The organism is Nonomuraea cavernae, assembly GCF_040655715.1.
Classification (GTDB): Bacteria; Actinomycetota; Actinomycetes; order Streptosporangiales; family Streptosporangiaceae; genus Nonomuraea; species Nonomuraea cavernae_A.
Genome location: NZ_JBFAKL010000010.1, coordinates 192,865 through 216,856 on the forward strand (window position 1 = coordinate 192,865; position 23,992 = coordinate 216,856).

At 67.2% G+C, this 23,992-nt stretch carries 26 protein-coding genes and 1 pseudogene; 14 read left to right on the forward strand and 13 right to left on the reverse strand.

Features of this window, described 5'->3' with window-relative positions; translation table 11 throughout:
• Positions 1–10: 10 nt before the first annotated feature.
• Complete coding sequence (locus tag AB0I38_RS17300) at positions 11–862, reverse strand: helix-turn-helix domain-containing protein (RefSeq protein ID WP_358468216.1); 852 nt, start codon at positions 860–862, stop codon at positions 11–13.
• Between the two features lie 141 nt (positions 863–1,003).
• Here AB0I38_RS17300 and AB0I38_RS17305 point away from each other — a divergent pair, with 141 nt between their 5' ends.
• Positions 1,004–1,333: a hypothetical protein gene (locus tag AB0I38_RS17305; RefSeq protein WP_358468219.1), complete on the forward strand. Its 330-nt coding sequence runs from the start codon at positions 1,004–1,006 to the stop codon at positions 1,331–1,333.
• A gap of 290 nt (positions 1,334–1,623) precedes the next feature.
• Positions 1,624–1,857, forward strand: a pseudogene (locus AB0I38_RS17310) (GNAT family N-acetyltransferase); the annotation flags it as partial.
• 16 nt (positions 1,858–1,873) lie between these two features.
• Here AB0I38_RS17310 and AB0I38_RS17315 read toward each other — a convergent pair.
• Entirely contained in the window at positions 1,874–2,464 is a 591-nt protein-coding gene (locus AB0I38_RS17315) for a DinB family protein (RefSeq protein ID WP_358468222.1), read from the reverse strand.
• A gap of 47 nt (positions 2,465–2,511) precedes the next feature.
• Positions 2,512–2,949, reverse strand: coding sequence for a hypothetical protein (locus AB0I38_RS17320; RefSeq protein WP_358468225.1), 438 nt, complete (start codon positions 2,947–2,949; stop codon positions 2,512–2,514).
• Between the two features lie 922 nt (positions 2,950–3,871).
• Between AB0I38_RS17320 and AB0I38_RS17325 the strand changes: the two genes are divergently transcribed.
• The 4 genes from AB0I38_RS17325 (at position 3,872) to AB0I38_RS17340 (ending at position 8,221) form a co-directional block, all read left to right on the forward strand.
• Entirely contained in the window at positions 3,872–4,723 is an 852-nt protein-coding gene (locus AB0I38_RS17325; RefSeq protein ID WP_358468538.1) for a methionyl-tRNA formyltransferase, read from the forward strand.
• 128 nt (positions 4,724–4,851) lie between these two features.
• Complete coding sequence (locus tag AB0I38_RS17330) at positions 4,852–5,121, forward strand: hypothetical protein (protein WP_358468228.1); 270 nt, start codon at positions 4,852–4,854, stop codon at positions 5,119–5,121.
• On the forward strand, positions 5,114–5,737 hold the full coding sequence (locus AB0I38_RS17335; RefSeq protein ID WP_358468231.1) for a DUF6879 family protein: 624 nt from the start codon (positions 5,114–5,116) through the stop codon (positions 5,735–5,737). Before AB0I38_RS17330 ends, AB0I38_RS17335 begins: the two co-directional genes overlap by 8 nt.
• A gap of 243 nt (positions 5,738–5,980) precedes the next feature.
• Entirely contained in the window at positions 5,981–8,221 is a 2,241-nt protein-coding gene (locus AB0I38_RS17340) for an ATP-binding protein (RefSeq protein ID WP_358468234.1), read from the forward strand.
• A 131-nt stretch (positions 8,222–8,352) separates the two neighbouring features.
• On the opposite strand, the gene AB0I38_RS17345 is transcribed toward AB0I38_RS17340, so the two are convergent.
• From AB0I38_RS17345 to AB0I38_RS17365, 5 genes are all read right to left on the reverse strand, one after another.
• Positions 8,353–9,315, reverse strand: coding sequence for a M64 family metallopeptidase (locus AB0I38_RS17345; RefSeq protein WP_358468237.1), 963 nt, complete (start codon positions 9,313–9,315; stop codon positions 8,353–8,355).
• A gap of 105 nt (positions 9,316–9,420) precedes the next feature.
• The gene (locus AB0I38_RS17350; protein WP_358468240.1) at positions 9,421–10,605 is read right to left on the reverse strand and encodes a serine hydrolase domain-containing protein; all 1,185 of its coding nucleotides are present in this window, start codon (positions 10,603–10,605) and stop codon (positions 9,421–9,423) included.
• Positions 10,606–10,751: 146 nt separating this feature from the next.
• Positions 10,752–11,129: a hypothetical protein gene (locus AB0I38_RS17355; protein ID WP_358468243.1), complete on the reverse strand. Its 378-nt coding sequence runs from the start codon at positions 11,127–11,129 to the stop codon at positions 10,752–10,754.
• A gap of 217 nt (positions 11,130–11,346) precedes the next feature.
• On the reverse strand, positions 11,347–12,225 hold the full coding sequence (locus AB0I38_RS17360) for an RNA polymerase sigma-70 factor (protein ID WP_358468246.1): 879 nt from the start codon (positions 12,223–12,225) through the stop codon (positions 11,347–11,349).
• The gene (locus AB0I38_RS17365) at positions 12,222–12,812 is read right to left on the reverse strand and encodes a carboxymuconolactone decarboxylase family protein (RefSeq protein WP_358468249.1); all 591 of its coding nucleotides are present in this window, start codon (positions 12,810–12,812) and stop codon (positions 12,222–12,224) included. Before AB0I38_RS17365 ends, AB0I38_RS17360 begins: the two co-directional genes overlap by 4 nt.
• Positions 12,813–12,951: 139 nt before the next feature.
• Here AB0I38_RS17365 and AB0I38_RS17370 point away from each other — a divergent pair, with 139 nt between their 5' ends.
• From AB0I38_RS17370 to AB0I38_RS17380, 3 genes are read left to right on the forward strand one after another with little or no spacing between them, the layout of a single operon-like run.
• Positions 12,952–13,380 carry a hypothetical protein gene (locus tag AB0I38_RS17370; RefSeq protein WP_358468252.1) on the forward strand — a complete coding sequence of 143 codons (429 nt, stop codon included), beginning with the start codon at positions 12,952–12,954 and terminating at the stop codon, positions 13,378–13,380.
• Positions 13,374–13,607, forward strand: a complete 234-nt coding sequence (locus AB0I38_RS17375) for a helix-turn-helix transcriptional regulator (protein ID WP_358468255.1) — start codon at positions 13,374–13,376, stop codon at positions 13,605–13,607. Before AB0I38_RS17370 ends, AB0I38_RS17375 begins: the two co-directional genes overlap by 7 nt.
• A complete protein-coding gene (locus tag AB0I38_RS17380; RefSeq protein ID WP_358468258.1) occupies positions 13,604–14,578 on the forward strand; it encodes an NAD(P)-dependent alcohol dehydrogenase in 975 nt (324 codons plus the stop codon). The genes AB0I38_RS17375 and AB0I38_RS17380 overlap by 4 nt, the downstream gene beginning before the upstream one ends.
• Before the next feature lie 155 nt (positions 14,579–14,733).
• On the opposite strand, the gene AB0I38_RS17385 is transcribed toward AB0I38_RS17380, so the two are convergent.
• The 4 genes from AB0I38_RS17385 to AB0I38_RS17400 form a co-directional block, all read right to left on the reverse strand.
• The gene (locus AB0I38_RS17385) at positions 14,734–15,264 is read right to left on the reverse strand and encodes an NUDIX hydrolase (protein ID WP_358468260.1); all 531 of its coding nucleotides are present in this window, start codon (positions 15,262–15,264) and stop codon (positions 14,734–14,736) included.
• Positions 15,265–15,299: 35 nt separating this feature from the next.
• Complete coding sequence (locus AB0I38_RS17390; protein ID WP_358468263.1) at positions 15,300–15,836, reverse strand: hypothetical protein; 537 nt, start codon at positions 15,834–15,836, stop codon at positions 15,300–15,302.
• Positions 15,837–15,921: 85 nt separating this feature from the next.
• Entirely contained in the window at positions 15,922–16,743 is an 822-nt protein-coding gene (locus tag AB0I38_RS17395; protein ID WP_358468266.1) for an alpha/beta fold hydrolase, read from the reverse strand.
• Between the two features lie 78 nt (positions 16,744–16,821).
• On the reverse strand, positions 16,822–17,400 hold the full coding sequence (locus AB0I38_RS17400) for a sugar O-acetyltransferase (RefSeq protein ID WP_358468269.1): 579 nt from the start codon (positions 17,398–17,400) through the stop codon (positions 16,822–16,824).
• Between the two features lie 279 nt (positions 17,401–17,679).
• On the opposite strand from AB0I38_RS17400, the gene AB0I38_RS17405 reads away from it, so the two are divergent.
• The 4 genes from AB0I38_RS17405 (at position 17,680) to AB0I38_RS17420 (ending at position 22,551) form a co-directional block, all read left to right on the forward strand.
• Positions 17,680–18,423: a DUF6879 family protein gene (locus AB0I38_RS17405; protein WP_358468272.1), complete on the forward strand. Its 744-nt coding sequence runs from the start codon at positions 17,680–17,682 to the stop codon at positions 18,421–18,423.
• A gap of 99 nt (positions 18,424–18,522) precedes the next feature.
• A complete protein-coding gene (locus tag AB0I38_RS17410; protein ID WP_358468275.1) occupies positions 18,523–19,812 on the forward strand; it encodes a glutamine synthetase family protein in 1,290 nt (429 codons plus the stop codon).
• On the forward strand, positions 19,802–21,004 hold the full coding sequence (locus AB0I38_RS17415) for an amidohydrolase family protein (protein ID WP_358468278.1): 1,203 nt from the start codon (positions 19,802–19,804) through the stop codon (positions 21,002–21,004). Before AB0I38_RS17410 ends, AB0I38_RS17415 begins: the two co-directional genes overlap by 11 nt.
• Before the next feature lie 62 nt (positions 21,005–21,066).
• Entirely contained in the window at positions 21,067–22,551 is a 1,485-nt protein-coding gene (locus AB0I38_RS17420) for an AAA family ATPase (RefSeq protein WP_358468281.1), read from the forward strand.
• A gap of 7 nt (positions 22,552–22,558) precedes the next feature.
• Here the strand turns inward: AB0I38_RS17420 and AB0I38_RS17425 are convergent, their stop codons facing one another.
• Positions 22,559–23,164, reverse strand: coding sequence for an Rv1733c family protein (locus AB0I38_RS17425; protein ID WP_358468283.1), 606 nt, complete (start codon positions 23,162–23,164; stop codon positions 22,559–22,561).
• A 215-nt stretch (positions 23,165–23,379) separates the two neighbouring features.
• Between AB0I38_RS17425 and AB0I38_RS17430 the strand changes: the two genes are divergently transcribed.
• The gene (locus AB0I38_RS17430; protein ID WP_358468286.1) at positions 23,380–23,907 is read left to right on the forward strand and encodes a hypothetical protein; all 528 of its coding nucleotides are present in this window, start codon (positions 23,380–23,382) and stop codon (positions 23,905–23,907) included.
• The last annotated feature ends 85 nt before the right edge of the window (positions 23,908–23,992 follow it).

The following is a 23,992-nucleotide window of genomic DNA, read 5'->3' on the forward strand; positions in this document are numbered from 1 at the left end:
GCACTTCCTCTCACTCCATGTCCGTAAGCAAGTGGGTCATGAGATCCCGTGTCTTCGCCGGACTGGCCGCGACGGCTCGAAGCCGGTCGAATATCCGGTTATATCGTCGCAAGTCGTTCTCGCTGTCCAGGAACAGATCAGCCGCACTCGTCTCGATGTAGATCACATCGTGAACTCCTTCGGCGAACTGGAGGATGACGAAGGAGCCATGCATCCCAGGGTGCCCGCCGACGTCATAGGGGATCACCTGCAACGTCACATGGGGTTGTTGGCTGTCCGTGACGAGTCGTTCTATCTGCTGGCGCATGACCTTGGGGCCGCCAACGCGTCGACGCAGCACTGCTTCATCGATGATCGCCCAGAGGGCAGGCGAAGGATCGTGTTGGGCCTGGCGCGTCATGCGCGCGACCACCCGGTTCTCAACTTCGTTGGGAGAGAGCTCCGGATCGCTCGCGCGGATCACGTCTCGCGCGTACGCCTCGGTCTGCAGCAACCCGGGAACGAATGAGGACTCGTAGTTCAGGAGCCCCTTGGCCTCGCTCTCGAAGCCGATGTACGTGGCGTACTGCCCAGGCAGGCTCTCCGACGTGACATGGAGCCAGCTCTCCTCCTTGGCCAGTCTGAGGATCGCGACCAGCTCGTCCTGACGGGCGGTAGGCACGCCGTATACGTCGAGAAGCGCTCGCAGGGTCCTGACCTGTGGTTTCGCCTGCGCCGTCTCAATGCGGTAGAGGGTGGCGCGGTTGATGTCCGTCGCGTCGGCCACCTGCTCGCGGGACAAGCCCGTGCGTTCTCTGAGCTGCCGCAACTCCATCGCGAGACGCCGTAGGCGGGCGGTCGGTGCCTGTCTCAGTTGAGGCATGCGGCAAAGAGTAGCGGAGACATCTACCGATGTGGACGCAACGTGTTGCATCCACAGCAGAGCGTATGCATCATGGTGTGTAATCGAACTGTCACCCAAGGTGATCAACTCTGGCTTGTCGTCAACAGGAGGGCTGCTGACATGGACGAGTTGATGGCGAGCCAGACGGTTCGGGTGCTTGCGGACCGTCTGCCGAACTGGACCATCTGGTACGGCCGGCACACTGGCCACTTCTGGGCCCTGCTCAAGCATCGCCCCGGCGTCCAAGCGCTCCATGTCGAGGCGCCGACCGCGGCGGAGCTGGAGGGTCAGGCCGCCGAGGCCGAGCGATGGTTGCCGCGACCGGCTCTGGTCCGGCCGGTGCCCCGGCTGCCCTTGGGGGTCGCTCCGGTCGAGGATGTTCTCGTCGCATGGGCTCCCAACGGCTTCCTGGGCGTCACGGGGCCGACTGCGGCAGGAAAGGGGATTTGACCAGGTGATCGCGTCTGGGATAGAACGTCCTGCGACTCCCGGCCGACGTACGGCCGGAACTGCTTCGACGAGAGGAGGGATAAGCCGATGCGTGCCATGACCATCGTGCCGGTCCTTCCCGGGGTGCCGCGAAAGCACTGATCCCGGAGTGACCAGGCACGCCTTCACCGAAGGACAGTGCCTTGCCTCAGAGTGACCTGATCATGCGCCCGATCGCCGGGCGTGCGGAACTCGACCTCTTCAATCGCCTGCCGTACGTGCTCAACCATGAGTTCGCGGAGCCGTGCTCGATCCCGGCCCGGAACAACTACAACCCGATCATCGCGTACCTCGGCGTCGTGCCCGCGCACCGGGGGAACGGCCACATCGACGACCTGCTCGCCGAGGGCACCCGGATCCTCGCCGCGTACGACGTCCCGAGGATCCGGGCGTCCACGGACGTCGGCAACGTTCCCATGGCGCGGGCGTTCGAGCGGGCCGGATACGTCGACTTCCAGCGTGAGATCAACCTGGTCTGGAGCTGATCCGAGCGCGGTGGGATCAGTGCTGATCGGCTTCGCGTGCTGCCCGCTCCAGCCGGCTCCGATACTCCTCCCACCATGCCTGGTCGCCCTCAGGCAGGTTGTCGTTGTCCTTGCGCAGCCCGGCGGCCCCGTCGATGAGTTCGCGGACGATGTCGGCGTGGCCGGCGTGCCGGTCGGTCTCGGCGATCATGTGGATCAGGATGCGGTGCAGCGTCGCCTGGCGCCGGTCTTCCCCCCACCACGGCACGTGGCCGATCGCGTCCAGCGCGAGCGCGTCGATGGTCGCGTCCGTGTGGGCCCACGCCCGGTGGTACAGGCCGACGATGTCCTCGCGTGACTCGTCGGTGGTCGCCCACATGTCCGCGTTGGGCTCGGCATCGTCCTCGAACCAGGGCAGCGGCTCGCCGGACGGACGGCCGAAGGTGTCGCCGAAGTATCCGAACTCCACGCTGGCGACGTGCTTGATCAGCCCCAGCAGGTTGGTGCCGGTGGGAGTCAGCGGACGCCGGATGTCGTACTCCGAGAGCCCGTCGAGCTTCCACACCAGGGCTTCACGGGCAGTCTGCAGGTAACGGCGAAGCTCCGCTTTCGGGTCCCAATCAGTCATACGGGCATCCTCGCAGCGATCAGGGCTGTCCGACTAATGACTTGTGCTCAGGACCCACCCATACGACGACCTCGAGCACGCGTTGCCGCCAGTGGGACACCTCCGGGTGCCGGCCAGGTGTCTGCTGCCATTCGCATCCGCCACCGGTGCACGTAGTCCTGGAGGCCGGCCTGCGCTCGCGGCATGTCCAGCCACTCCTGGGCCGCTCGCTTGAACTCGCGCAGGGCGAGGGTCTCGCTGTCGGTCCCGTAGTCGACGGGCCAGCCGTCGAGGATGTCGTCGATATCCATCCAGATGCAGTAGATGCTGCCCGCAGGCCACAGATCCTCCAAGTGGGGCGATTCCAGACAGTGGTGCGTCACGTCATAGACGAAGTCGCCTGCCTGTCTCACGTCGTCACTGGCGAGGATGCCGCGCATGAGTGGGTCGAGCCCTGCCGCGAGTTCGGCGAGCAGGTCCAGGCCCACGTGCGGGGGGTCGGTCATGACTCCAGCATCGCAGGCCGGTGCTGAACTGCCTGTGGTCAGCTCGGCCAGGACCCTGGTGATCGTTGGACTCCCGGTCCACCTGTCGTGAGCTGCGGCTTCAGGATGAAAGGGCTCGCTGAAGCCTCTGGCTCTGAAGCTGATCTCTATACGAGAAACCACTTCTACCAGGGCTTTACGCTTGTCGGGCCATCGGGCTACGGCTTGCCAGGGCAATCTAGCGTCGCTAGAGCTACCGACCGTTACGGACAATGCCTCACTGAACGAGCGAGGCAACAGTTCCCGCCGTTGACATCGCGCAGATCCGCCTGACACACCACTACTTACGCTCTCTCGATGGCTTTTATCTGGCACGATGGGCGCCGTATCACCAAAAGTGCCCGTTTAAGCAGTTAAAGGCAAGGCGTCCATAAGCTACGCACTTGGGCGACCGTCATCGCCCTCTAGTCAGATCTACGTGTGAAGCTCAAGATAGAGCCATGCCGGGAAGATCCCTATGCTGGATTGGCGGGCTCCTGACCGCTGCTGCCATCGGTGGGTTGAGTGCCCACTTTGCGGTGCTTGGACTGGATAAAGCTGACAAACTGGCAAGTGTGATCGCAGCGTTGGTAGCGATCGCGGGCGCAGGGCTGACAGTTCATGGAATGATCCGCGCTCGCAGAGAGTCCTCGTCAGCCCCCTCTGACTCTGACGGCCCGGTAGCATCACCGCGCGTGCAGAACATCATCAGCGGGGGCACGCAGAATGGAACTGTCATCCAAGGCCAGGATTTTCATGGGCCGATATCTTTAGGCAGGCCAGATACACCGATCAGAAAAACCCCGAAGGCTAAACCCTAGTTGGTGATGGTCCTGTCCACGAATCAGCGAGCAGGATGGCTCCGCAAACACAAAGTGAGAAGTGAATAATCATGGCCGCCCCAATGCGGGTTGTTCTCGTTTCCTATAGCGCCAGTGGCTTCAAATTGCTGACCGATGCGTGCGCCGAGTCTGGCAACCAGCCGGTCGCCTACGTCCACGCCCGTACTCTTCGCCAACGAAGGCCCACGAGTTCGCTCTCGGCGGAGACTGTGGCAAACATAAGTCAATCACTTCCCGCTGGAGCGGATCTACTGCTGCCTGGAAGTGTCGAGGGCCTGGCTGAGGCGCTAGCCGGCTATCGTCCTGACCTCATTTTGGTCTATGGATTGCCTTGGAAGCTCTCGCGCGATGTCTTGCAGATACCAAGGCTCGGTGCCATAAACGTCCATACCTCTCTGCTGCCGAAATATCGGGGTCCGCTGCCAGTCCATTGGGCAGTTAGGAACGGAGACCCCGAGATCGGGGTGACGATCCACTGGATGGATGATCATTTTGATACAGGAAATATGCTCATCCAGCAAGGAGGAATTCAAATCGAAGAAGACCTCGTCACTTCTCGACTATGGAAGGAGACCGACCGATTGATCGGTGATTTGCTTGCTCCGGCTCTCCGGCGTGCGTCCGCTGGCGACGCAGGTGAGCCACAGGACGAGACAAATGCCAGTTATGCCGGCTGGATGGAACCCGACTTCATGTTCGTCGACTGGTCTCACCCTGCCGGCCAGATCCATAACCAAGTCCGTACTTTCAGATTCAACCTTTTTGGGCTGCGTGGCCCCTTTGCGAAGATCGATGATGAATGGGTGACCGTACTTCGCACCAGGCTCGAACCAGTAGACGGCCTGCGAGTAGAGTGCGGTGATGGGCCAATTTGGATCACAGACTCGGCGGCCGCAGTGCCAGTCGACCGTTAAGCGCCCATGTCCGGTAAGAAACGGTCCAATGCTTACGATCGACATGAATATAGCAGCAAAGGAGATGTGTGTCTTTTATTCGAGCAGGTAGCCGACCCCCTTCCGACATACCTCGAAAAGGAGAACCCATGACTAGAGCATGGGAAGCGGACCCTTCAGCGACGTTCATTCGACGACTCGGCAGGTCAGCGGTTGAGCTTGACTGCACAGGTGGAGACAGCGGCTGTCCTGACATCTGGGAACTCGATAATGGCGATATAGCTATCATCGGACGAGACCTAACGGACTCCTACGAGTCGCGGCTTCCCGCAAGTGTAAGCGTGGCTCCAGACGAGAAACTGGTCATAATCCCACGCATCATGCTCGTCACAGCAAAGGCGGATATACCGGATGCGTGATCTGCTCGAAGCATCCCCTGGCAGGGAACTCGGTCGCGAGGCCTATCTGAATGACTTCGACAAGTATTTCTGGAGGATAAACAATCACGACTTTTGGAAGCTGGAACGACAGCAATCGTTCCAGGAGCCGGGGGATGACAGTTGGGAGGCATTTGCTGCGAGCGACTGGAAAAAATCTCTTCAGTTGCTCGAGGAGAGGCGTGGTGCACTCCAAGACTATTATCATCGAATCGCTCAGGCCGGTTTCAGAACGTGGCGTGTTCGCGTTGTCGGCGAATCAATAACTCCCTATCTCAAGTGGGAACTCCGCCTTCTTCGGCTGCGCCATGAGTACGGTGGGAGCGTACGCGTTATTGGTGCTGCGGCAGTCCGATCATTGGAGTCGCAAGGCCAACTCCCCGAACTTGTCACTCTCGGCTCAGACGTCATGTATGAAGTGCTATATGACGAACACGGCATCCTCGCAGGGGGCAGACGGTATACGGATCCGTCCTTGATCGAGGCATGCAGGAAGATCATATCTGGACTGTATGCAGTCGGCGAAGATGTGGACAGATTTTTCGATCGCAACCGTGCGGAACTCGAGTTTTCCCACGGTGACCAGGATGACCGATAGGATCGCGCGACATCTTTGGAGACGCCGTCCTCCGCTGATGTGCACGACCAATAGGGAAATAGGAAAGCGATGGGGTGGTCTAAGAGGCCGAACGATGGTGACGATCGGGCCGGCGGTGGCACACGCTCCGAGCTATCGGGTCAAGCGAGTGATGTCGTACAGGCCCGGGATGTACATGGAGGAGTCCACTTCCATGGATCGGACCAGTCGAGAAGGCACGTTCCACGTCAACTGCCTGGTGATGTGAGGAGCTTCGTTAATCGCGTCAGCGAATTGGAACGACTTGAAGGTATCTTGATTCCTGACGGCGATGTTCTCAGGTCGAGCGGAGTCTGTATCATCGCCGGCACCGCTGGCGTAGGAAAAACTGCACTCGCACTGCATTGGGCACACCGGATCAGGGAAAAATACCCCGATGGCCAGCTTTATGTTAATTTGCGCGGATACGATCCAGGCCCACCGATTACAGCCAACGAAGTCTTGGATAGATTTCTGCGTGTTCTCGATGTGCCGGCGGGGGCGATCCCTCCGGATCTCGAGGCGAGATCGGCCATGTACCGCTCCTTGCTGGCAGGCCGCCGGATGCTGGTCCTGCTCGACAATGCCTTCAATGCACCTCAGGTACGGCCGTTGCTTCCTGGTACAGATGTGTCCCTGGTTATCGTGACCAGTAGAAGCCGGCTCTCTGGCCTAGTGGTTCGCGATGGAGCGTATCGAATCACCGTAGACATGCTTGCAGAGCCGGAGGCGTTGGAGCTTATTCGCCGGGTAACCGAAGGCTACCGTGGCAAAGATGATCGCGAGGAGCTCGCCGAGCTGGCCAGATTGTGTGCGCGCCTGCCCTTGGCCTTGCGAATTGCTGCAGAACGGGCCGCTAGTCGCCCGTGGATGCCCTTGCGTGAACTCATCAGAGACCTGCGTGACGAGTCTGCTCTCTGGGATGCTCTTACGGCAGAGAACGGTGATGAGGCCGACGCGGTTCGGTCGGTTTTCGCTTGGTCCTACCGTGCTCTTCCTGCGGCCGTGGCCAGCTTATTCCGACTGCTGGGTTTGCATCCAGGTCCAGAATTCGGCGTACAAGCAGCGGCTGCGATTGCCGGTTGCACGATCAGCCAGGCCCGCCAGATGCTCGACCTGTTGGTAGGGGCGTACCTGCTGGAGCAGATCGCACCTGATCGTTATCAGTTCCATGATCTTATGCGTGCCTATTCTGTCGATCAGGCGGGTGCCGAAGAGAGCATGGAAACCCGGAATGCTGCCTTGGAGCGGTCGATCACGTGGTACCTGTGGTGCGCTGTTCACGCTCAGGAGAAGATAGCTCCTCTTGATCGCAGGGTGAGGATGGACGAGTCATCTTCAGCTGTAGAGGCGATCGCTTTCTCTGATTATTCAGAGGCGCTCCGGTGGTATCAGGCTGAGCTCGCAAACCTGGTGACGGCTGTCCGGGTGGCCGCACAGATTGGATTGGATGACCTAGCGTGGAGGCTCGCCGCCGTCCTGCGCAGTTACTGTATGCGACACAATCCGTTTGATGCCTGGTTCGCCGCGGGGGAAATTGGGCTCAAGGCTGCTCGCCGTGTTGGTGATAGATATGGTGAAGCCGAGATTCTTGATAGCCTCGGGAAGGCGTATGTTCAGTCTCACCGGCTACCTATGGGGGTTGAGCATCATAGAATGGCGCTCGCAGTCCGTCGGGAAATCGGCGACCGACTTGGGGAGGCTATTTCACTAAATTCTCTCGGACTGGTGAATCTTCGCCGCCGCCATCTGCTGGAAGCGTATGCCGACTTCGAGCGGAGCTTAAGCGTGCTTAGGGAATTGGATCAACCTTATTGGGAGTCGACCTTGCTCGCGAATCTGGCTGAGGCAAGCTTCGAACTGTCGCGCCTTGAGGAGGCCGCCGAGTTCGCAGCATTCGCACTTGACGGGTTCCGTCATATGAACAGCCCAGACGGCCAGGGCAACGTACTTCGGATATTGTCAATGATTCATCGTGAGCGGGGGCGTTCCGATCTGGCGCTGGGACATATCCAAGAGGCCCTCTCCATAGCACATGAGCAAAATAATCAGATGTGGGAGGGCTACTGGCTGCTAGAGCTGGGAAAGGTGCAACTCATCTTGAGGCGTCCCGAAGAATCATTGATCGCGTTCCAGCGCTCTGCAAGCATTCAGCGGCGCATGGGTGACCGCAGCCGTGAAGCGCGCGCGCTGGATGGTACTGGCGAGGCATATCGCGAGATTGGGCGTCCTCTTGAGGCACTTGACTTCCATCGGACGGCAGCGGCCATTCACCGGGAGCTTGGCGATCCGTGGCAGTTGGCGATCGCGCTCGAGAACATACTGCTGGCCATCAGGAGTGCCGGGACCGGGGGCGATGTTTCAGTGCACGTGACGGAGATGTTCTCTGTGCTGGAGCAGCTGGATGACCCTCGAGCCCATGCAGCTCGTGACCGTATTGCCGCTGCTCTCGAAGAGGACGGTTGATGCGCCCTTACGAAACGGGTTAGGCGTCGCCGTCCAGGCGGGTGTGGATGCGCAAAGCGCTCCGGCGCCGGCCGTGGTCGACGAGTGTGCTCAGGGTCGCCCTGGAGGACGCCCCTGAGCACGCGGTCTGGTCAGCCCAGTTTGGCGGTGATGGCTCTGGTCATCGCGTCAAGGCCGATCAGGTTGAACGGCCTGCCGAGGGTGCGCATGAGGGAGTTCTCGGAGGGGCGGTAGATGCCGGAGGTGTAACCGTAGGCGCCCGCGTAGGTCCCGATCACGCCACCGTCGGGAGTGGCCTGGCCGAGGTACTGGTACCACTTGCGCCGGTTGGAGGTGAGCTGTGCGGCGGTGTAGATGGTGATGTTGGCGGCCGACGGCTCGGAGCCGCGATAACGGCTCGTCCCCTCGGTGTACTCGTCCGCGAGGCCGCCCATCGAGTGGCCGAGCTCGTGCACCACGACCTGGCCGGAGCTCGCGTTGCCGCCGGAGGCGGTGGCGACCCGGCCGCCGGCGCCGCCGTACTTGGTGCTGTTGCCCAGCGCGATCACGTGGTCGACCGCCGGGGCGTTGGCGGCGTAGGACAGGGCGGTGGACTCGTTCACGCACAGCAGGCGCTCGATCCCGGAGCACCAGAAGCCCATCCCGAGCGCCGTGTTCTTGCTCACGCCCTGGGTGGGGTCGTTGTCGACGCCGGATTGGCTGGAGATGACCTCGACCATCCAGACGTTGAAGGAGTTCTTGTACGTCTTGAACGGCTCGACCGTGGTCATGACGGCCCACTGGCTCGCGACGTGGGCGTGGAACGTGGCGATCTGGGATGAGGTGTAGCCGTCACCGACGAAGACCAGGTCGTAGCGCTGGCCGGTCGGGCCGGTCTGCTGGAGGGCGGTCACGTTCGCCGGCGGTGGCACGGCGAACGGCGAGATCTGTTCCGCGCGTTTCGGGACCTCGACCCGGCTGATGGTTCCGTCGGGGGAGAAGACCTCCACCGACTCTGTCTCGGGGGGTGGGATGGCGGCGGACGCGGGAGCGGAGGCGAGGGCGGTGGCGGCGGTGATCAGCACGCATAAGGCGAGTCTGAGCGAATGGCGCACGAAGTCTCCTGGGGGGTGGACGCGGCGTATTCACTCTCAGCGTGAGCGTTCGTTTCCGCCGACGGAAATCGTTCTTCGGGATAACTCCGCAGCTATGGAAGTTTTCTACGCCGTATCGCCCTTCATCGCGCTCTTGACCGCGTCCAGGAGGCCGGCGGCTCTCAGGTCCGGCACTCCTTCCTGAACGTGGTTCATTACATAGCCGAACGCCAGGCCGGTGGCCGGGTCGGCGAAGCCGATCGATCCGCCGAAACCGGCGAACCCGAAGGCGGTCGGGCTGTACCAGTACGCGTCGGGCGTCGGCAGGCCGAACCCGGTGCCGATCCGGACGGGTACGCGCAGGATGCGATCGATGCCGACGGCCTGTTCCGCGGTCGCCGTGGCCAAGGTGCCGGAGGTGAGGATGCGATGCCCGTCGACCTCGCCGATCAGCGCGGCGTAGAAGCGGGCCAGTGCGCGGGCCGTGCAGATGCCGTTGGTGGAGGGCATCTCGGCGGACTGCTCGTCCGGGTCGTTGTGGTCCAGCGGGGGCGTGACGACGGTCATCGATCGCACAGTCAACGACGTCGGATCGGCGTAGGCCGCCATCATGTCGCGCATGGGCTCGGGAAAAGTCTCCAGGTCGATCGCGGCCAGGGCTTCGAAGTCGGGCGCGGCGGCGATGATGCGGCTGACCCGGTGCTGCTCGGTCTTCGGCAGGCCGATCCACAGGTCCAGGCCGAGCGGTGCGGCGATCTCTTCGGCGAGGAACGTGCCGAGGGTGCGGCCTGTCACCCGGCGGACGACCTCTCCGACCAGCCAGCCGTACGTGAGCCCGTGGTAGCCGTGTTCGGTGCCCGGCTCCCAGGCCGGGCGCTGGGCGGCCAACGCGGCCACCATCGGATCCCAGGCGATCGCCTCCGCCGGGGTGATCGGGTGGTCGATCGTGGGCAGGCCGGCCTGGTGGGTGAGGAGCCAGCGGACGGGGATGCGGTCCTTGCCATTGGCCGCGAACTCCGGCCAGTAGGCGGCGACGGGGGCGTCGAGGTCGAGCTCGCCGCGCTGGGCCAGCAGGTGCGCGCAGGCGGCGACGACGCCCTTGGTCGTGGAGTAGACGACCTGCAGGGTGTCGCGTTCCCAGCGGCGGCCGGTCTGGGGGTCGGCGATTCCGCCCCACAGGTCGACGACCTTCCGGCCGTGCAGGTAGACGCCGACCGCGGCGCCCACCTCCTGGCCGCCGGCCAGGTTGGCGGCGAACGCCTCGCGTACTCCTTCGAATCCGGGTGCTGTGGTTCCGCTGATTTCGGGCATGCGTCATCGCCTTCCGTGCTGTGGGGTGTCGCTGGAGGTGCCGGCCGGTGTCGCCGGACGTGTCAGCGGTGATGCTGGAGGTGCCGGCCGGTGTTGCTGGACGTGTCAGCGGTGATGCTGGAGGTGCCGGCCGGTGTTGCCGGGAGTCAGCCGCGCCACTTCTCGAGGAGCCAGGCGCAGAGCTCCGGCTCGGTCATCTCGGGAAACTCCGCGGTGAACGTGGCGAGTGCGCGCATCGCCTCGTCCCGGTCCAGGCCGCGGATCGCCGCTTGCCGGAGGTAATCCTGACGCGCGGCCGTAGGACGGCCTCCGCCCGCGCCACGGCCCGGCAGGCTTTCGCGCCACCGCACTATCTGGTCAATGCGGTCAGGCCGCCAACCGGGAGCTCCGTCGACCTCGACGTCGGGCTCGGGAAACGGGTGACTCGAATCGCTCGGATAGCGAGCGCGCCACTTGTGCACCGCGTGCCGGGTCACTCCCAGGGCCTCGGCGATGCCGAGCACGCCGAGGTAGTGCTCGGTCATGGCGCACCAACTTGTCTGTCCGGCCTCCTCCGTGGGTCTCATGAATACCACGCCCAAGGCAGAGCCCTCGCGCCGACCAGATGCGTCGAACATCGTCTCTGCCAGAGACGACATTAATGCCGCAAAGGAAACGTCGTCAACAACGAGGACGAAGTTCGTCCCTCGCGGCCGGGGCCAAGCGTCGCCGGGCGTCGTCGAGGGGCATGCCGGGGACCGGTCAGCGGCTGAGTTCGGTCTCCTCGTCGAGCCGGGCCAGCTTGTGCGGGTTGCGGATCGCGTAGATCCGGGTGATCCGGCCGTCCTCGATCACCAGGCTCGCCACCGTGTCCAGTTCGCCGTCGAGGTCGAGCCGCGCCGCCGGCTCGCCGTTGAGCCACATCGGCATCGCCTCGAAAGCGCTGGTCATCCTCGCCCACGAGCTCAGCAGCGGGGCCACCCGGTGGGCACCCTTGATCGGGCGGCGAGCGGCGTCGACCACGCCGCCACCGTCGGACACCACGACCACGTCCGGCGCGAGCACGTCCAGCAGCCCCTGCAGGTCGCCGTCGCGGACCGCGACCAGGAACCGCTGCACGACGGCCTCCCGCTCGGCCCGGCTCACCTTCACTCGGGGTCGCCGCGCGGCCACGTGCTCCCGGGCGCGGTGGGCGATCTGCCGCACCGCCGCCGGCGTCCTGCCGACCGCCTCCGCGATCTCGTCGTACGGGGTCTCGAACACCTCGCGCAGCACGAACACCGCCCGTTCGATGGGGCCCAGGGTCTCCAGCACGGTCAGCATCGCGAGCGAGACGCTCTCGGCGAGCTCGACGTCCTCTGCCACGTCGGGGCTGGTCAGCAGCGGCTCGGGAAGCCACTCACCGATGTACTCCTCGCGCCGCCGCGTCAGCGTGCGCAGCCGGTTGAGCGCCTGCCGGGTGACGGTCCGTACCAGGTAGGCCCGTGCGTCGCGGACGTCCGCCCGGAGCGCGGCGTCGAGTCCCGCCCACCGCAGCCAGGTCTCCTGCACGACGTCCTCGGCGTCGGCGGCGGAGCCGAGCATCTCGTAGGCGACCGTGAACAGCAGGCTGCGGTGGGTGACGAACGGGTCGGCGGTCATGCCCGCGACGCTACGTCGCCGGGTCGAGCCAGGGGCGCCAGGCCGCACGCCGCGGAGAAGCCCTGGGCCTCGATGCCGAGGGCGAAGTTCGTCCGCGCGGTCTGGTTCGCCAGCGCGACCCACGCGGTGAGCTCGACCATCGCCGGCGCCCCGAGCCGCTCGAGCAGCCGAGCGGAGAGCTCGTCGGTGACGGTCGGCGGCGTGTGCGTCATCGCCTCGGCGTACTCCATGACGTCGCGCTCCAGCGGTGTGAAGACGTCCGATTCGCGCCAGCGCGGCACCTCGCGGGCCTTGGCCACGTCCAGCCCCTCGTTGTGCGCCTGGAAATACCCGAAATCGAGGCAGAACGTGCAACCGATCAGGGATGCCGTCGCCATGTGGGCGTAGGACTTCAGGTCCTTGTCGCACGTCTTCCACTTGCCGGCCTTCCGGCCGAGGCCGAGGCTGAACGTGAGCACCGGCCGGTTGTTCCACATCACTCCGAGAGGCTCGGGCACGACGCCGAACATCTTCCTGCTGAACTTCTTCAGTACGGCCCCGTAGACGCCGGTGATCTCAGCCTTGGGAACCCGGGTGCGGCTGCTCATGTCTCTCCTCGTCTCCTGATGTCGGCATGGAGACACCGGCGGGGCCCGATCTGTGACATGTACGGCGGGGGAGCCTCGCCCCAGGGTGGCGATGTAAAGAAAGCTAGACATCGGGTCTGCTTTGTTTTACATTGCCGGTATGGCAGCAGAAGAGAAGAGCGCGTGGATCATGCTGATGGTCTCGGTCGTCGCGTACACGGCGTACCTGGTCGTGGTCCTCGGGCGGGTGGGAGACGGCCCGCTGGCCGAGGTGTCGTACGCGGCGCCGCTGGTGTGGACCATCGGCGGGGCGATCGTGGCCGGGATCGTGCTGAACATCGCGGCCGGCGTCATCGCGCCGAAGGAGGCGCTCCGGAAGGACCAGCGCGATCGGGAGATCAACCAGTTCGGCGAGCACATCGGCCAGTCGTTCGCCGTCATCGGCGGCGTGACGGCGATGGGCCTGGCGGTGGCCGAGTTCGCCCACTTCTGGATCGCGAACGCGATCTACCTTGGGTTCGTGCTGTCGGCCATCCTCGGGTCGATCGCGAAGATCTTCGCCTATCGCAAGGGCTTCCACCAGTGGTGAAGCCGACCCGGGTGACGAACTCGATCCGCTCCCTCCGGTTCGCGCATGGCGAGATGACCCAGGCGGAGCTGGCGGAGCGGATCGGCGTGACCCGGCAGACCGTCATCGCCATCGAGCAGGGCCGCTACTCGCCCTCGCTGGAGATGGCCTTCCAGATCGCCAGAGTGTTCGGCGTCCCGCTCGACGACGTCTTCCAGTATCCGGACAGTCAGGAGGAGGCACCATGAAGGCAATCATCCAAGACAGGTACGGTTCGCCCGACGTACTGAGATTAGAGGACATCGACCGGCCGACTCCGGGGGACGACGACGTGCTCGTGGAGGTGTACGCGGCGGGGGTCGAACAGGGCGTCGCCCACCTCATGACCGGCCTGCCGTACCTGGTCCGACTGGCCTTCGGGCTCCGCGCGCCCCGAGGTCGCGTCCGGGGCCGCGAGCTCGCCGGGCGCGTCGAAGCGGTCGGGAAGAACGTGACCCGCTTCCGGCCGGGCGACGAGGTCTTCGGCATGGGCGAGGGCACCTTCGCCGCGTACGCCTGCGCCCGCGAGCGCAAGCTCGCCCGCAAGCCGGCGAACCTCACGTTCGAGCAGGCCGCGGCCGTCACCATCTCGGCGACCACCGCCCTCCTGGGGATCCACGACATCGGCCAGGTCAAGCCCGGCCAGCAGGTGCTCGTCACCGGAGCCGGAGGGGGCGTGGGGACGTTCGCGGTGCAGCTGGCCAAGGCGTCCGGCGCCGAGGTCACCGGCGTGTGCGGCACGGCCAAGGCGGAGCTGGTCCGGTCGATCGGCGCCGACCACGTCATCGACTACACGCGCGAGGACTTCACGAACGGCGGGCGCCGCTACGACGTCATCTTCGACCTGGCCGGCAACCGCCCGGTGGCCCGCCTGCGGCACTGCCTCACGCCTCACGGCACTCTCGTCCTCGGCGGCGGCGAGGGCGGCGGGCGGTGGCTCGGCGGCATGGAACGTTCCCTCGGCGCGATCCTGCTGTCGCCGTTCGTCGGCCAGCGGCTCCGCTGGCTGCTGGCGGGCGAGCGCAGCGAGGATCTCGAACGCCTGAGAGAGCTCGCCGAGGCCGGCACGATCACGCCGGTCATCGGCGGGACGTATCCGCTGAGCGAAGCCCCCGAGGCCCTGCGGCAACTGGCCGCCGGCCAGGCACACGGAAAGCTGGTCATCACCGTGCGAGAGTGAGCGGCGCGCGGACGGACGACTTCGACGGTCGAGAAGCTGGACCAGATCCTGCCGGTGGCGCTCCGCAGGCGTCCTCTACGGCTGAACGCCCGTGTTTCCGCCAACCCGTACGACCTCGATCCCGTCGAGCCGGTCGTCGCCGAGCCGGACGCCCGTCAGTCCTGAGCCGGACAGGGCTCCTTGATGGCCGGGAGGTGCCAGGGGAGGATCACCGGTTCGGTGGGATGGTCGCCCATGAGGAGGCGTTCGAGCAGGTCGGCCAGGTCGAGGGGGATGACGCGTTCGCCGGTGGCCCGGAGCTCCGGCAGGGTCCACCAGCGGAACGTGTCGAGCAGGGAGCGTTCGAGCTGTTCCATGGCGGAGACGTCCACGGTCAGCTCGGGGACGCGCAGGAAGAAGTAGGAATCGTACGCGTGGAACAGCCGGTCGTCGTCCCTGACCCAGTGGCCGGAGCTGACGGCGACGACGGGGCCGAAGTCGTCGGGGGCGACCACGTGCCCGGTCTCCTCACGCAGTTCGCGGGCCGCTGCCACGGGAAGTGCCTCGCCGGGCTGGACACCGCCGCCCGGCGTGAACCAGGCCAGGTCAGGTTTCTTGGTGGGACCCTGGCCGCGAAACAGGAAGACCCGGTCACGGTCGTCGACCATCAGGACGCGGGCGGTGGGGCGGGAGATCGCTTCGGGCATGATCACGAGCCTAGTCGCCCGCCCTCCTGGGGCGCCTACAGCCAGCTGGCCCGGACGCTGTCCGCCTTGCCGTCGGGCGCCTGGCCGAGCTCTCCCTTGCGCACCCTGGTGAGCAGGCGTTCGACGCTGTCGATGATCTCGGGGGCGGACGCGCGCAGCTCGGCCACGTCGGCGGCGATCAGGTCGTCGCGCTCGATCCCGGCCCGGTCCAGCACGCCGTCCAGGTCGGTCAGCCGGGCGGCCAGCCAGCCGATCGGGTCGCCGGACAGCTCCCTCTCGAACACGCGGGAGCCCGGCTCCCAGCCGGTGAAGGTGGGGTGGTGGTGGGTGCGGTCGAAGCTGCCGGGCTGCCCGGCGACCGACTCCAGCAGGTCGACGCGCCAGACGGGCTGGTCGACCTCGATGGGGCGGGCCGAGTAGATGGATCCCTTCAGCTGCCCTTGCCGGAGCATCCGCACTTCGAGACGTACGCCGCGCTCGGGTCCCTCCTGGCCCTTGTCCGGCTCGGGGTCCACGAAGTAGAGGTCGCTGACGACCACGCCGATGCGCTCGAAGCCGAAGACGTAAAGCACAACAAACCCTCCCATTTCGGATGTCTTTCTCGCAGTATGAACACCCCGGAGATCGGCTTCAATCCGCGTCCGGAGATTGCGGCCGTCAGTCCACGAACTCCACCAGAGCCCGGTTGACCTGTTCGGGATGGGTCCAGCCGATGTTGTGCGGGCCGCCCTCGACGACCTCGAACCGCAGGTTCCTGACGAACTCGCCCAGCCGCCTGCCCGTGGACTCGATCGGCAGGATGCGGTCCTCGTCGCCCTGGACGGCCAGCACCGGCACGTCGAATCTGGCCAGGTCCGCGCGGAAGTCCGTGCCCCACGCCGGGACACAGTCGTAGGTGCCCTTGGCCGATGCCGCCGCGGCCACGTTCCAGCTCGCCTGCCACGCCTCCGCGCTGATCCGCTCGCCGCCGAGAACGTCCACGTTGTAGAAGTCGTCGAGGAACGTCTTCAGGTAGGCGAACCGGTCGTCGGCGATGGACTTCTGGATGCCGTCCAGCACGCTCGGGTCGATGCCGCCGTGCTCGTCGACCAGGTACGGCTGGAGCGGCGCGAGCAGCACCGCCTTGCGGGCCCGGCCGGAGCCGTACGTGCCGAGGTAGCGGGTGACCTCGCCGGTGCCCATGGAGAAGCCGACCAGGACGACGTCGCGCAGGTCGAGCCGCTCCATCAGAATGTTGAGGTCGGCGGCCAAGGTGTCGTAGTCGTAGCCCGTGGCCGGTTTGCTGGATCGGCCGAAGCCGCGCCGGTCGTAGGCGATGACGCGGTGGCCGGCGGCCAGCATGGGCGGCACCTGCTTCTCCCACGAGTGGCAGTCCAGCGGGAAGCCGTGGATCAGCACGACGGGCGTGCCGCTGCCGTGGTCCTCGTAGTAGATCTCGATGGGTCCGGAGTTCTCCTGGCCGGTCGTGATGTAAGGCATGTGGTGTCTCCCCCGAAGTGACGCTCAAACAGCATGAATGCCCCTTGACGAGGATGAACACGCCTCCGACCGTAAGAGTCAGAGGTGGCGGACCACTCTGGCCGGGACGCCCACGGCCACCACGCCGCCAGGGAGGTCGCCGGTGACGACGGCGCCCGCGCCGATGACGGTGTCGTCGCCGATGGTGACTCCGGCCAGCACGATCGCGCCGCCGCCGAGCCAGACGTTGTCGCCGATCACGATCGGCTCGGCCGCCTCCAGCCTGGCGCGCCGCTGCGCCGGGTCCAGCGGGTGGGTGGGGGTGAGCAACTGGACGTGCGGGCCGATCTGCACGTCGGCGCCGATCGTGATGGGCGCCACGTCCAGGGCGGTCAGGCCGTAGTTGGCGAACGTGCCCTCGCCGACCGTGATGTGCGAGCCGTAGTCGACGTACAGGGGCGGCTTGATGTGCGCGGTGGGCGCGATCGAGCCGAGCAACTCCTCCAGGATGGGATGCGCGGCGCCGGGGTCGACCGCGTAGACCTCGCCGTAGCGGTGCGCCAGCGCGACCGCGCGCCTGGCGGCGGCGTCGAGCTCGGGGTCGTCGGCGATGTAGAGGTCACCGGCCAGCATGCGCTCGCGGTTGGTACGCGGGTCTCCGGCGAAGAAGTCAACCATAGGGCCGAACGTACGCTTTCCCCCGGAAACGGTCGTGGATGCCGCGCCCGGTGTGGAGTGTCCCCATGTGTCGGGGCCGCCAGAGGTGCTCGGTGAGGCCGGGCCAAGCTCGCCGGATCGCGACCCTTGACCTTGATCGGCGCAAAGGAGTGATCTTCGGGGGAGTCTTTCCAGCAGCGCCGGACCCGATGTGGAGGGATTTTGGATCCGTTCGACCGTCTTCGTACCGCCAAGGGAGAGGTTCTCCCCGTTTCCGCGTACCGGAGGGAGTTCGGGGAGGTGTACGCCGCGTCACGCGGCGTCGTCTGGAAACTGGAGCGGGCACATGACTTCCACGAGCCGGACGTGCCGAGCTGGCGGGCCATGATGGACGGCGACTGGGACCTCTCGATGCGCCTGATGGCCGAGATGTGCGAGCCCCTGCGGCAGCTCTACGCCGCTCCGCCCGAGTTCCGGAGGCTGCGCGTCGTCGACACCCCGATCACGCCCTACCTGCAGTGGGAGATCAACGGCCTGGCGATGCGGGTGGCGGCCGGCGAGCAGATCAGGGCCCTGCCGGCCGCCGCCGTACGCGATCTCGAAACCACCGCCCCACTGCCCGAGCTGGTCGTCTTCACCACCTCGCTCTGCTACGAGGTCCGCTACGACGGCATCGGCGGCCACACCGGAGCCCGCCGGGTGACCGACCCCGACGCGATCGGCCCCGCCCTGAACGCGCTCATCGGCCTCTACGGCCGGGCCGAGGACCTGATCGCCTACCACGAGCGGGAGGTCAGCGCAGGTGCGCCGCGACTGTGCGGGGCTCAGTCGGGGGGGACACTTAGTGGCCGTCCGCGGGCTCGGCGAGCCCGCACCACTCGATCGCGGCCAGCGCGTACGTCTTCGCCGACTGCACGAGCTGGGCGATCTCGACGTACTCGTTCTCCGCGTGGGCCGTGTCGGGGATGGCGTTCCGCGCCTGTTTTGCGACGGACTGTCACGTTCGTCATTGAAACGTACGTTGCATCTGTGTGCCAAGGGTAGGTGTGTAAATGTCTGTTACACACTGTGTTCGGCTTCGACGTGCTGATCAGGTAAACGCCGATCAGCTCGGCGGTACCGGACTGGGAGGAGAGAGTGCCGATGGCGACGGGGACCGTCTTTGTGGCGACCTGTGACCTCGCGGGACAGGTTCGGGGGCGAGCCACCCCGGCGGCCCGGCTGGAGCACACGCTGCGCACCGGTGTGGGCTGGGTCCCCGCCAACCTGGCGGTGAACTGCTTCGGCGAACTGGTCGAGGACAACGTCTTCGGCTCGGTGGGAGACCTGCGGCTGATCCCCGACCCTGCCACGGCCATCGACCTCCCGGCCGACGACCGGACGCCCGGCACCCGGCTCTACCTCGCCGACCAGACCGGCCTCGACGGCTCCCGCTGGCCCGGCTGTCCGCGCGGGTTCCTCGCCGCCGCCCTCGAAGACCTCAGGGAGACCGCCGGGCTGGAGGTGCACGCCTCCTTCGAGCACGAGTTCGTGCTCCAGGACCAGGGCGACCGGCCGCCGTTCTCGTTCCAGCGGCTACGCGGCGCCGAGCCGTTCGGCACCGACCTGGTCGCGCTGCTGGAGACGACCGGGCTGGAGCCGGAGAGCTGGCTGCCCGAGTTCGGCGACGGCCAGTTCGGGATCACGCTGCGCCCGGCAGCCGGCATGGCCGCCGCCGACCGGGCCGTCCTGCTGCGCGAGCTGGTGCGCGACCTCGCCCACCGCAGGGGACACCGGGCCACCTTCGTCCCGATCGCCGCCCCCGACGGCGTCGGCAACGGCGTCCACGTGCACTTCTCGCTCCGGCGGGTCGGCGGCGGCCCCGTCATGTACGACGGCGACGCCCCCGGCAGGCTGTCGTCGACCGCGGCCAGGTTCGCCGCCGGAATCCTGCGGCACGCCGGCGCCGTGGTCGCCGTCACCGCGCCCAACCCGTCGTCCTACTTCAGGCTCACCCCGCACCGGTGGAGCGCCGGCGGCGTCTTCCTCGCCGAACGCGACCGCGAGGCCCTGCTGCGCATCGCCCCCACGGTCGAGATCGGCGGCGCCGACCCGGCGGCCCAGTCGCACCTCGAATACCGGGCCGCCGACGCCACGGCCAACCCGTGGCTGGTGCTGGGCGTCCTCGTACGGGCCGGACTCGCCGGGCTGGCCGGCGACGAGCCCGCCAGGGTGTGGCCGGAGACCAGCACCGAGGCCGACCTGGCCGGGGAGCCCCCGCTGCCCGGATCCCTGCCGGAGGCGCTCGCCGCGCTGGAGGCCGACGAGGCCGCCCGCGGCTGGTTCCCCCACGAGCTGCTCCACACGTTCCTCACGGTGCGACGGGCCGAGCTGGCCACCGTCGACGGCCTGCCCATCCACGAGATCTGCCGGAAGGTCGCAGATGTCTACTGAGAGCAGCGGCCTGGAGGCCGCGCTCGCCGAGCTCCCCCTGGTCGACCACCACGTGCACGGCGCCTCGGCCGACGACCTCGACCGGGCCACGTTCGAGACGCTGGTGACCGAGTCGGACCGGCCGATCCCGGCGTACATGACTCAGTTCGACTCCCAGATCGGCTTCGCGCTCCGGCGGTGGTGCGCACCCGTCCTCGGGCTGCCCGCCCACGCCTCGCCCGAGGACTATCTCGCCCGCCGCGCCGAGCTGGGCGCGGCCGAGGTCAACCGGCTGCTGCTGGCCGCGAGCGGCGTAGGCCGCTACCTGGTGGAGACCGGCTACCGGGGCGACGCCGTGCTCGACCCCGCCGGGATGGCCGCCGTCTCGGGCCGTCCCGCGCACGAGGTCGTCCGCCTCGAACGGGTGCTGGAGGAGACCGCCGCGTCCGGCGTCTCGGCCGCCGACCTGCCCGGACGCTTCCGCGAGGAGCTGACCCGCCGCATCGCGGGCGCGGTGGGGCTGAAGAGCATCATCGCCTACCGGCACGGCTTCGCCTTCGACCCCGAGCCGCCCGGAGATCGGGAGGTCGTCGAGGCCGCGGGCCGCTGGCTGGCCGCCGGCGAGACGAGCGGCGAGTGGCGGGTGGACGACCCGGTGCTGCTGCGCCTCGCCCTCTGGGCGGGCGTGGAGCACGGCCTGCCGCTGCAACTACACGTCGGCTACGGCGACCCCGACGTCGAGCTGCGGCTGACCGACCCGCTGCTGCTCACCCGCTGGCTCAAACTGGTCGAGCCGCACGGCGTGGACGTCATGCTGCTGCACTGCTATCCCTACCACCGCAACGCCGGCTACCTGGCGCAGGTGTTCCCGCACGTCTACTTCGACGTCGGCCTCGGCGTCAACTACACCGGCAGCCGCTCCGACGCCCTGATCGCCGAGTCGTTGGAACTGGCCCCGTTCGCCAAGATCCTGTTCTCGTCCGACGCCTGGGGGCCCGCCGAGCTGCACTTCCTGGGAGCCCACCTGTTCCGCCGGGGGCTCGGCCGGGCGCTGCGCCGCTGGGTAGACGCCGGAGAGTGGACCGAGGCCGATGCGATCCGGGTGGCGACCATGATCGGCGCCGGCAACGCCCTGCGCGTCTACGGCCTGGAAGAAGGCGGCGGCCCGCGCGGCGGGGTCTCTCACGGCTACGGCCCCCGACAGGTTCGATGACCTGCTCAAAGGGGACATCCGGGGATGCCGACCGGATCCGCATCGCAGGCAGGGGGAGCGCCATGACCACCATGATCAAGGAGACGCACGCCGCCATGGTGTTCCTGCTCGGCGAGCGCGCGTACAAGATGAAGAAGCCGGTGAACCTCGGTTTCCTCGACTTCTCGACCGTGCGGGCCCGGGAGGCGGCGTGCCGGCGGGAGGTCGAGCTCAACCGCAGGCTGGCGCCCGACGTCTACGAAGGGGTGGCCGACGTGCTCGGCCCCGACGGCCAGGTCTGTGAGCATCTGGTGGTCATGCGCCAGATGCCCGGCGAGCGGCGGCTGGCCACCCTCGTGCGGTCGGGCGCGCACGTGGAGGACCAGCTGCGCGGCATCGCGCGCCAGCTCGCCGGGCTGCACGCCAAGTCCCGGCACGGCCCCGACCTCGATCGCGAAGGCAGCCGGGAGGCGCTGCACGCCCGATGGACCGCGAGCTTCTCGCAGGTGCGCGGCCTGCCCGGCGGCACGATCCCGGCCGAGACGCTCGACGAGATCGAGCGGCTCACGCTCCGCTTCCTCGACGGCAGAGAGCCCCTCTTCGCCGCCCGCATCGCCGCGCGGCGCATCGTCGACGGCCACGGCGACCTGATGGCCGAGGACATCTTCTGCCTGGAGGACGGCCCCCGGATCCTCGACTGCCTGGAGTTCGACGAACGCCTGCGCTACGTCGACGGCCTGGACGACGCGGCCTTCCTGGCCATGGACCTCGAACGGCTGGGCGCGCCCCGGCTGTCCGAGCTGTTCCTGCGCCGCTACGTCGAGTTCTCCGGCGACCCCGCGCCGCCCACGCTGTGGCACCACTACGTCGCCTACCGCGCGTTCGTCCGGGCCAAGGTCGCCTGCCTGCGCCACTGGCAGGGCGACGTCGACGCCGGCTGGGAGGCACGGCGGCTGGCCGAGCTGACCCTGCGCCACCTGCGCGCGGGCGCGGTCACCATGGTCGTCGTCGGTGGCTCGCCCGGCACCGGCAAGTCGACCCTGAGCGGCGGCATCGCCGACCGGCTCGGCTACACGGTGCTGCGCAGCGACCGCATCCGCAAGGAACTGGCCGGGTTCGACCCCCTCGAGTCCGCGCGCGCGCCGTACCAGCAGGGGATCTACGACCAGGCGCACACCGAGCGCACCTACACCGAGCTGCTGTCGCGCGCCGAGACGCTGCTCGGCCTGGGCGAGCCGGTCGTCCTCGACGCGTCGTGGACCGACGAGCGGCACCGGGACCTGGCCGCGCGGGTGGCCGCCCGCACGTCGAGCACCCTGGTCACGCTGCGCTGCACGGTCATGCCGCAGATCGCCGCCGAACGCCTCGCCAGGCGAGGTACCGGCCTCGCCGACGCCGACGAGGCCATCGGCGCCGCCATGGCGGCCACCGCGGTGCCCTGGCCGGACGCGACCGAGATCGACACCGGGGTCGCGCCGGAGCAGGCGCTCGAACGCGCCCTGACTGCCGTCCACCCGTCCGAGGGCGAGTCCTGGAGGTTCCGGCGCCCGCAGATCGAGCCCGGCTGACCCGCCGCTACACCTCGCGCCGACGCTGCCAGTGCTGGTTGTACAGGTTCCAGGCCGCGTCCCACGCGGCCAGGCGGCGCCGGTCGAGCACCCACCGGAGGGCGGCGAACGCGCCCGCGCACAGCAGCGCGGTCACCAGCACCACCAGCCCGCTCGTCGTGACCGCTCGGATCCGGATCTGCGTCCCGCTCAGCGGCGGAGACGCGGGAGCCCCGCCGCCGTCCAGCCACACCGGAACCGTGGCTCCGGCCCTGGTCAGGGCCGGAGCCGGCACCAGCCCCGTCCGCGCCTCACCCGTCCGGGTCGTCCACCGCGCCTTCACCGACACTTCGGGCGCGGCGCCGTCCCACCCGAGCCGGCCGCCGGTCGGCGCGTCCTCCAGCAGCGTCGCCTCCACCTGCCGGCTCGTGCTCGCCTCGCGCGCGTTCGTCTCGTACGAGTGCCGCCCCGCCAGCACCGCCGGCCAGAGGCTGACCAGCACCAGCAGCACCGCCACCACGCCTCCGCTCGTCTCCAGCCGGTCGGCGCGGCGGCGCAGTGGATTGCCGTCCAACCGGTGCCTGCGCACCCGGGACCTCACGGAACACACCACGGAGCGGATCGCGGCCTTCATCTCGCACCTCCCTCGCCAGGCTCCCCTTTCTCTCGCGAGCCGGGCCAGAGTCGTAAGCCCCGCCCGATCAGGGACCTTCGGCAGGGCCGCGGCCAAGGCCCGACGAGGTCCAAAGTCCCTGCGGGGCAGGCCCTACGGCACTGCACCGGAGCCGCCGGACACGATGTGATCGTGGTGTGAGAAAGACGCTGATCTAGCACTGAAAGGGGGCCGTCATGGCCACCACGATCACCAGGCCCGTCATGGCAGCCGACACCGGCACCGCGGCGCGCCGCCCCGTTGACTACGTCTGGGCCATCGCCCGGATCTCGCTCGGCTGGGTCTTCCTGTGGGCGTTCCTGGACAAGACCTTCGGCTGGGGCTTCGCCACTCCGGCCGAGCGGGCCTGGGTCGCGGGTGGCAGCCCGACGACCGGCTTCCTCAAGGGCACCGGCGAGAACGCGCTCGGCGGCTTCTTCGGCTCGCTGGCCGGACAGGTCTGGGTGGACTGGCTGTTCATGCTCGGCCTGCTCGGCATCGGCACCGCGCTCATCCTCGGAGTCGGCCTGCGGATCGCCGCCGCAACCGGCAGCCTCCTGATGGTCATGATGTGGGCGGCGGCCCTGCCCCTGACCACCAACCCCTTCATGGACGACCACATCATCTACGCGATCGTGATGGTCGGCCTGGCCCTCGGCGGCGCCGGCACCACGCTCGGCCTGGGCAAGCTGCCGATCGTCCAGCGCAACCCGTACCTCAAGTGATCGGCCCCGCCGATGCCCACCCTCCCGGTGGGCATCGGACCGCACCCGCGACGCCCCGACCCTGACCCAGGGACGGGGCGTTTCG

What these genes read in the sequence shown, in the direction of transcription:
- AB0I38_RS17300 (WP_358468216.1), bottom strand. Translation starts at nt 862, where the DNA reads ATGCCTCAACTGAGACAGGCACCGACCGCCCGCCTACGGCGTCTCGCG.
- AB0I38_RS17305 (WP_358468219.1), top strand. Translation starts at nt 1,004, where the DNA reads ATGGACGAGTTGATGGCGAGCCAGACGGTTCGGGTGCTTGCGGACCGT.
- AB0I38_RS17315 (WP_358468222.1), bottom strand. Translation starts at nt 2,464, where the DNA reads ATGACTGATTGGGACCCGAAAGCGGAGCTTCGCCGTTACCTGCAGACT.
- AB0I38_RS17320 (WP_358468225.1), bottom strand. Translation starts at nt 2,949, where the DNA reads ATGACCGACCCCCCGCACGTGGGCCTGGACCTGCTCGCCGAACTCGCG.
- AB0I38_RS17325 (WP_358468538.1), top strand. Translation starts at nt 3,872, where the DNA reads ATGCGGGTTGTTCTCGTTTCCTATAGCGCCAGTGGCTTCAAATTGCTG.
- AB0I38_RS17330 (WP_358468228.1), top strand. Translation starts at nt 4,852, where the DNA reads ATGACTAGAGCATGGGAAGCGGACCCTTCAGCGACGTTCATTCGACGA.
- AB0I38_RS17335 (WP_358468231.1), top strand. Translation starts at nt 5,114, where the DNA reads ATGCGTGATCTGCTCGAAGCATCCCCTGGCAGGGAACTCGGTCGCGAG.
- AB0I38_RS17350 (WP_358468240.1), bottom strand. Translation starts at nt 10,605, where the DNA reads ATGCCCGAAATCAGCGGAACCACAGCACCCGGATTCGAAGGAGTACGC.
- AB0I38_RS17355 (WP_358468243.1), bottom strand. Translation starts at nt 11,129, where the DNA reads ATGACCGAGCACTACCTCGGCGTGCTCGGCATCGCCGAGGCCCTGGGA.
- AB0I38_RS17360 (WP_358468246.1), bottom strand. Translation starts at nt 12,225, where the DNA reads ATGACCGCCGACCCGTTCGTCACCCACCGCAGCCTGCTGTTCACGGTC.
- AB0I38_RS17365 (WP_358468249.1), bottom strand. Translation starts at nt 12,812, where the DNA reads ATGAGCAGCCGCACCCGGGTTCCCAAGGCTGAGATCACCGGCGTCTAC.
- AB0I38_RS17370 (WP_358468252.1), top strand. Translation starts at nt 12,952, where the DNA reads ATGGCAGCAGAAGAGAAGAGCGCGTGGATCATGCTGATGGTCTCGGTC.
- AB0I38_RS17380 (WP_358468258.1), top strand. Translation starts at nt 13,604, where the DNA reads ATGAAGGCAATCATCCAAGACAGGTACGGTTCGCCCGACGTACTGAGA.
- AB0I38_RS17385 (WP_358468260.1), bottom strand. Translation starts at nt 15,264, where the DNA reads ATGCCCGAAGCGATCTCCCGCCCCACCGCCCGCGTCCTGATGGTCGAC.
- AB0I38_RS17395 (WP_358468266.1), bottom strand. Translation starts at nt 16,743, where the DNA reads ATGCCTTACATCACGACCGGCCAGGAGAACTCCGGACCCATCGAGATC.
- AB0I38_RS17400 (WP_358468269.1), bottom strand. Translation starts at nt 17,400, where the DNA reads ATGGTTGACTTCTTCGCCGGAGACCCGCGTACCAACCGCGAGCGCATG.
- AB0I38_RS17410 (WP_358468275.1), top strand. Translation starts at nt 18,523, where the DNA reads ATGGCGACGGGGACCGTCTTTGTGGCGACCTGTGACCTCGCGGGACAG.
- AB0I38_RS17415 (WP_358468278.1), top strand. Translation starts at nt 19,802, where the DNA reads ATGTCTACTGAGAGCAGCGGCCTGGAGGCCGCGCTCGCCGAGCTCCCC.
- AB0I38_RS17420 (WP_358468281.1), top strand. Translation starts at nt 21,067, where the DNA reads ATGACCACCATGATCAAGGAGACGCACGCCGCCATGGTGTTCCTGCTC.
- AB0I38_RS17425 (WP_358468283.1), bottom strand. Translation starts at nt 23,164, where the DNA reads ATGAAGGCCGCGATCCGCTCCGTGGTGTGTTCCGTGAGGTCCCGGGTG.
- AB0I38_RS17430 (WP_358468286.1), top strand. Translation starts at nt 23,380, where the DNA reads ATGGCCACCACGATCACCAGGCCCGTCATGGCAGCCGACACCGGCACC.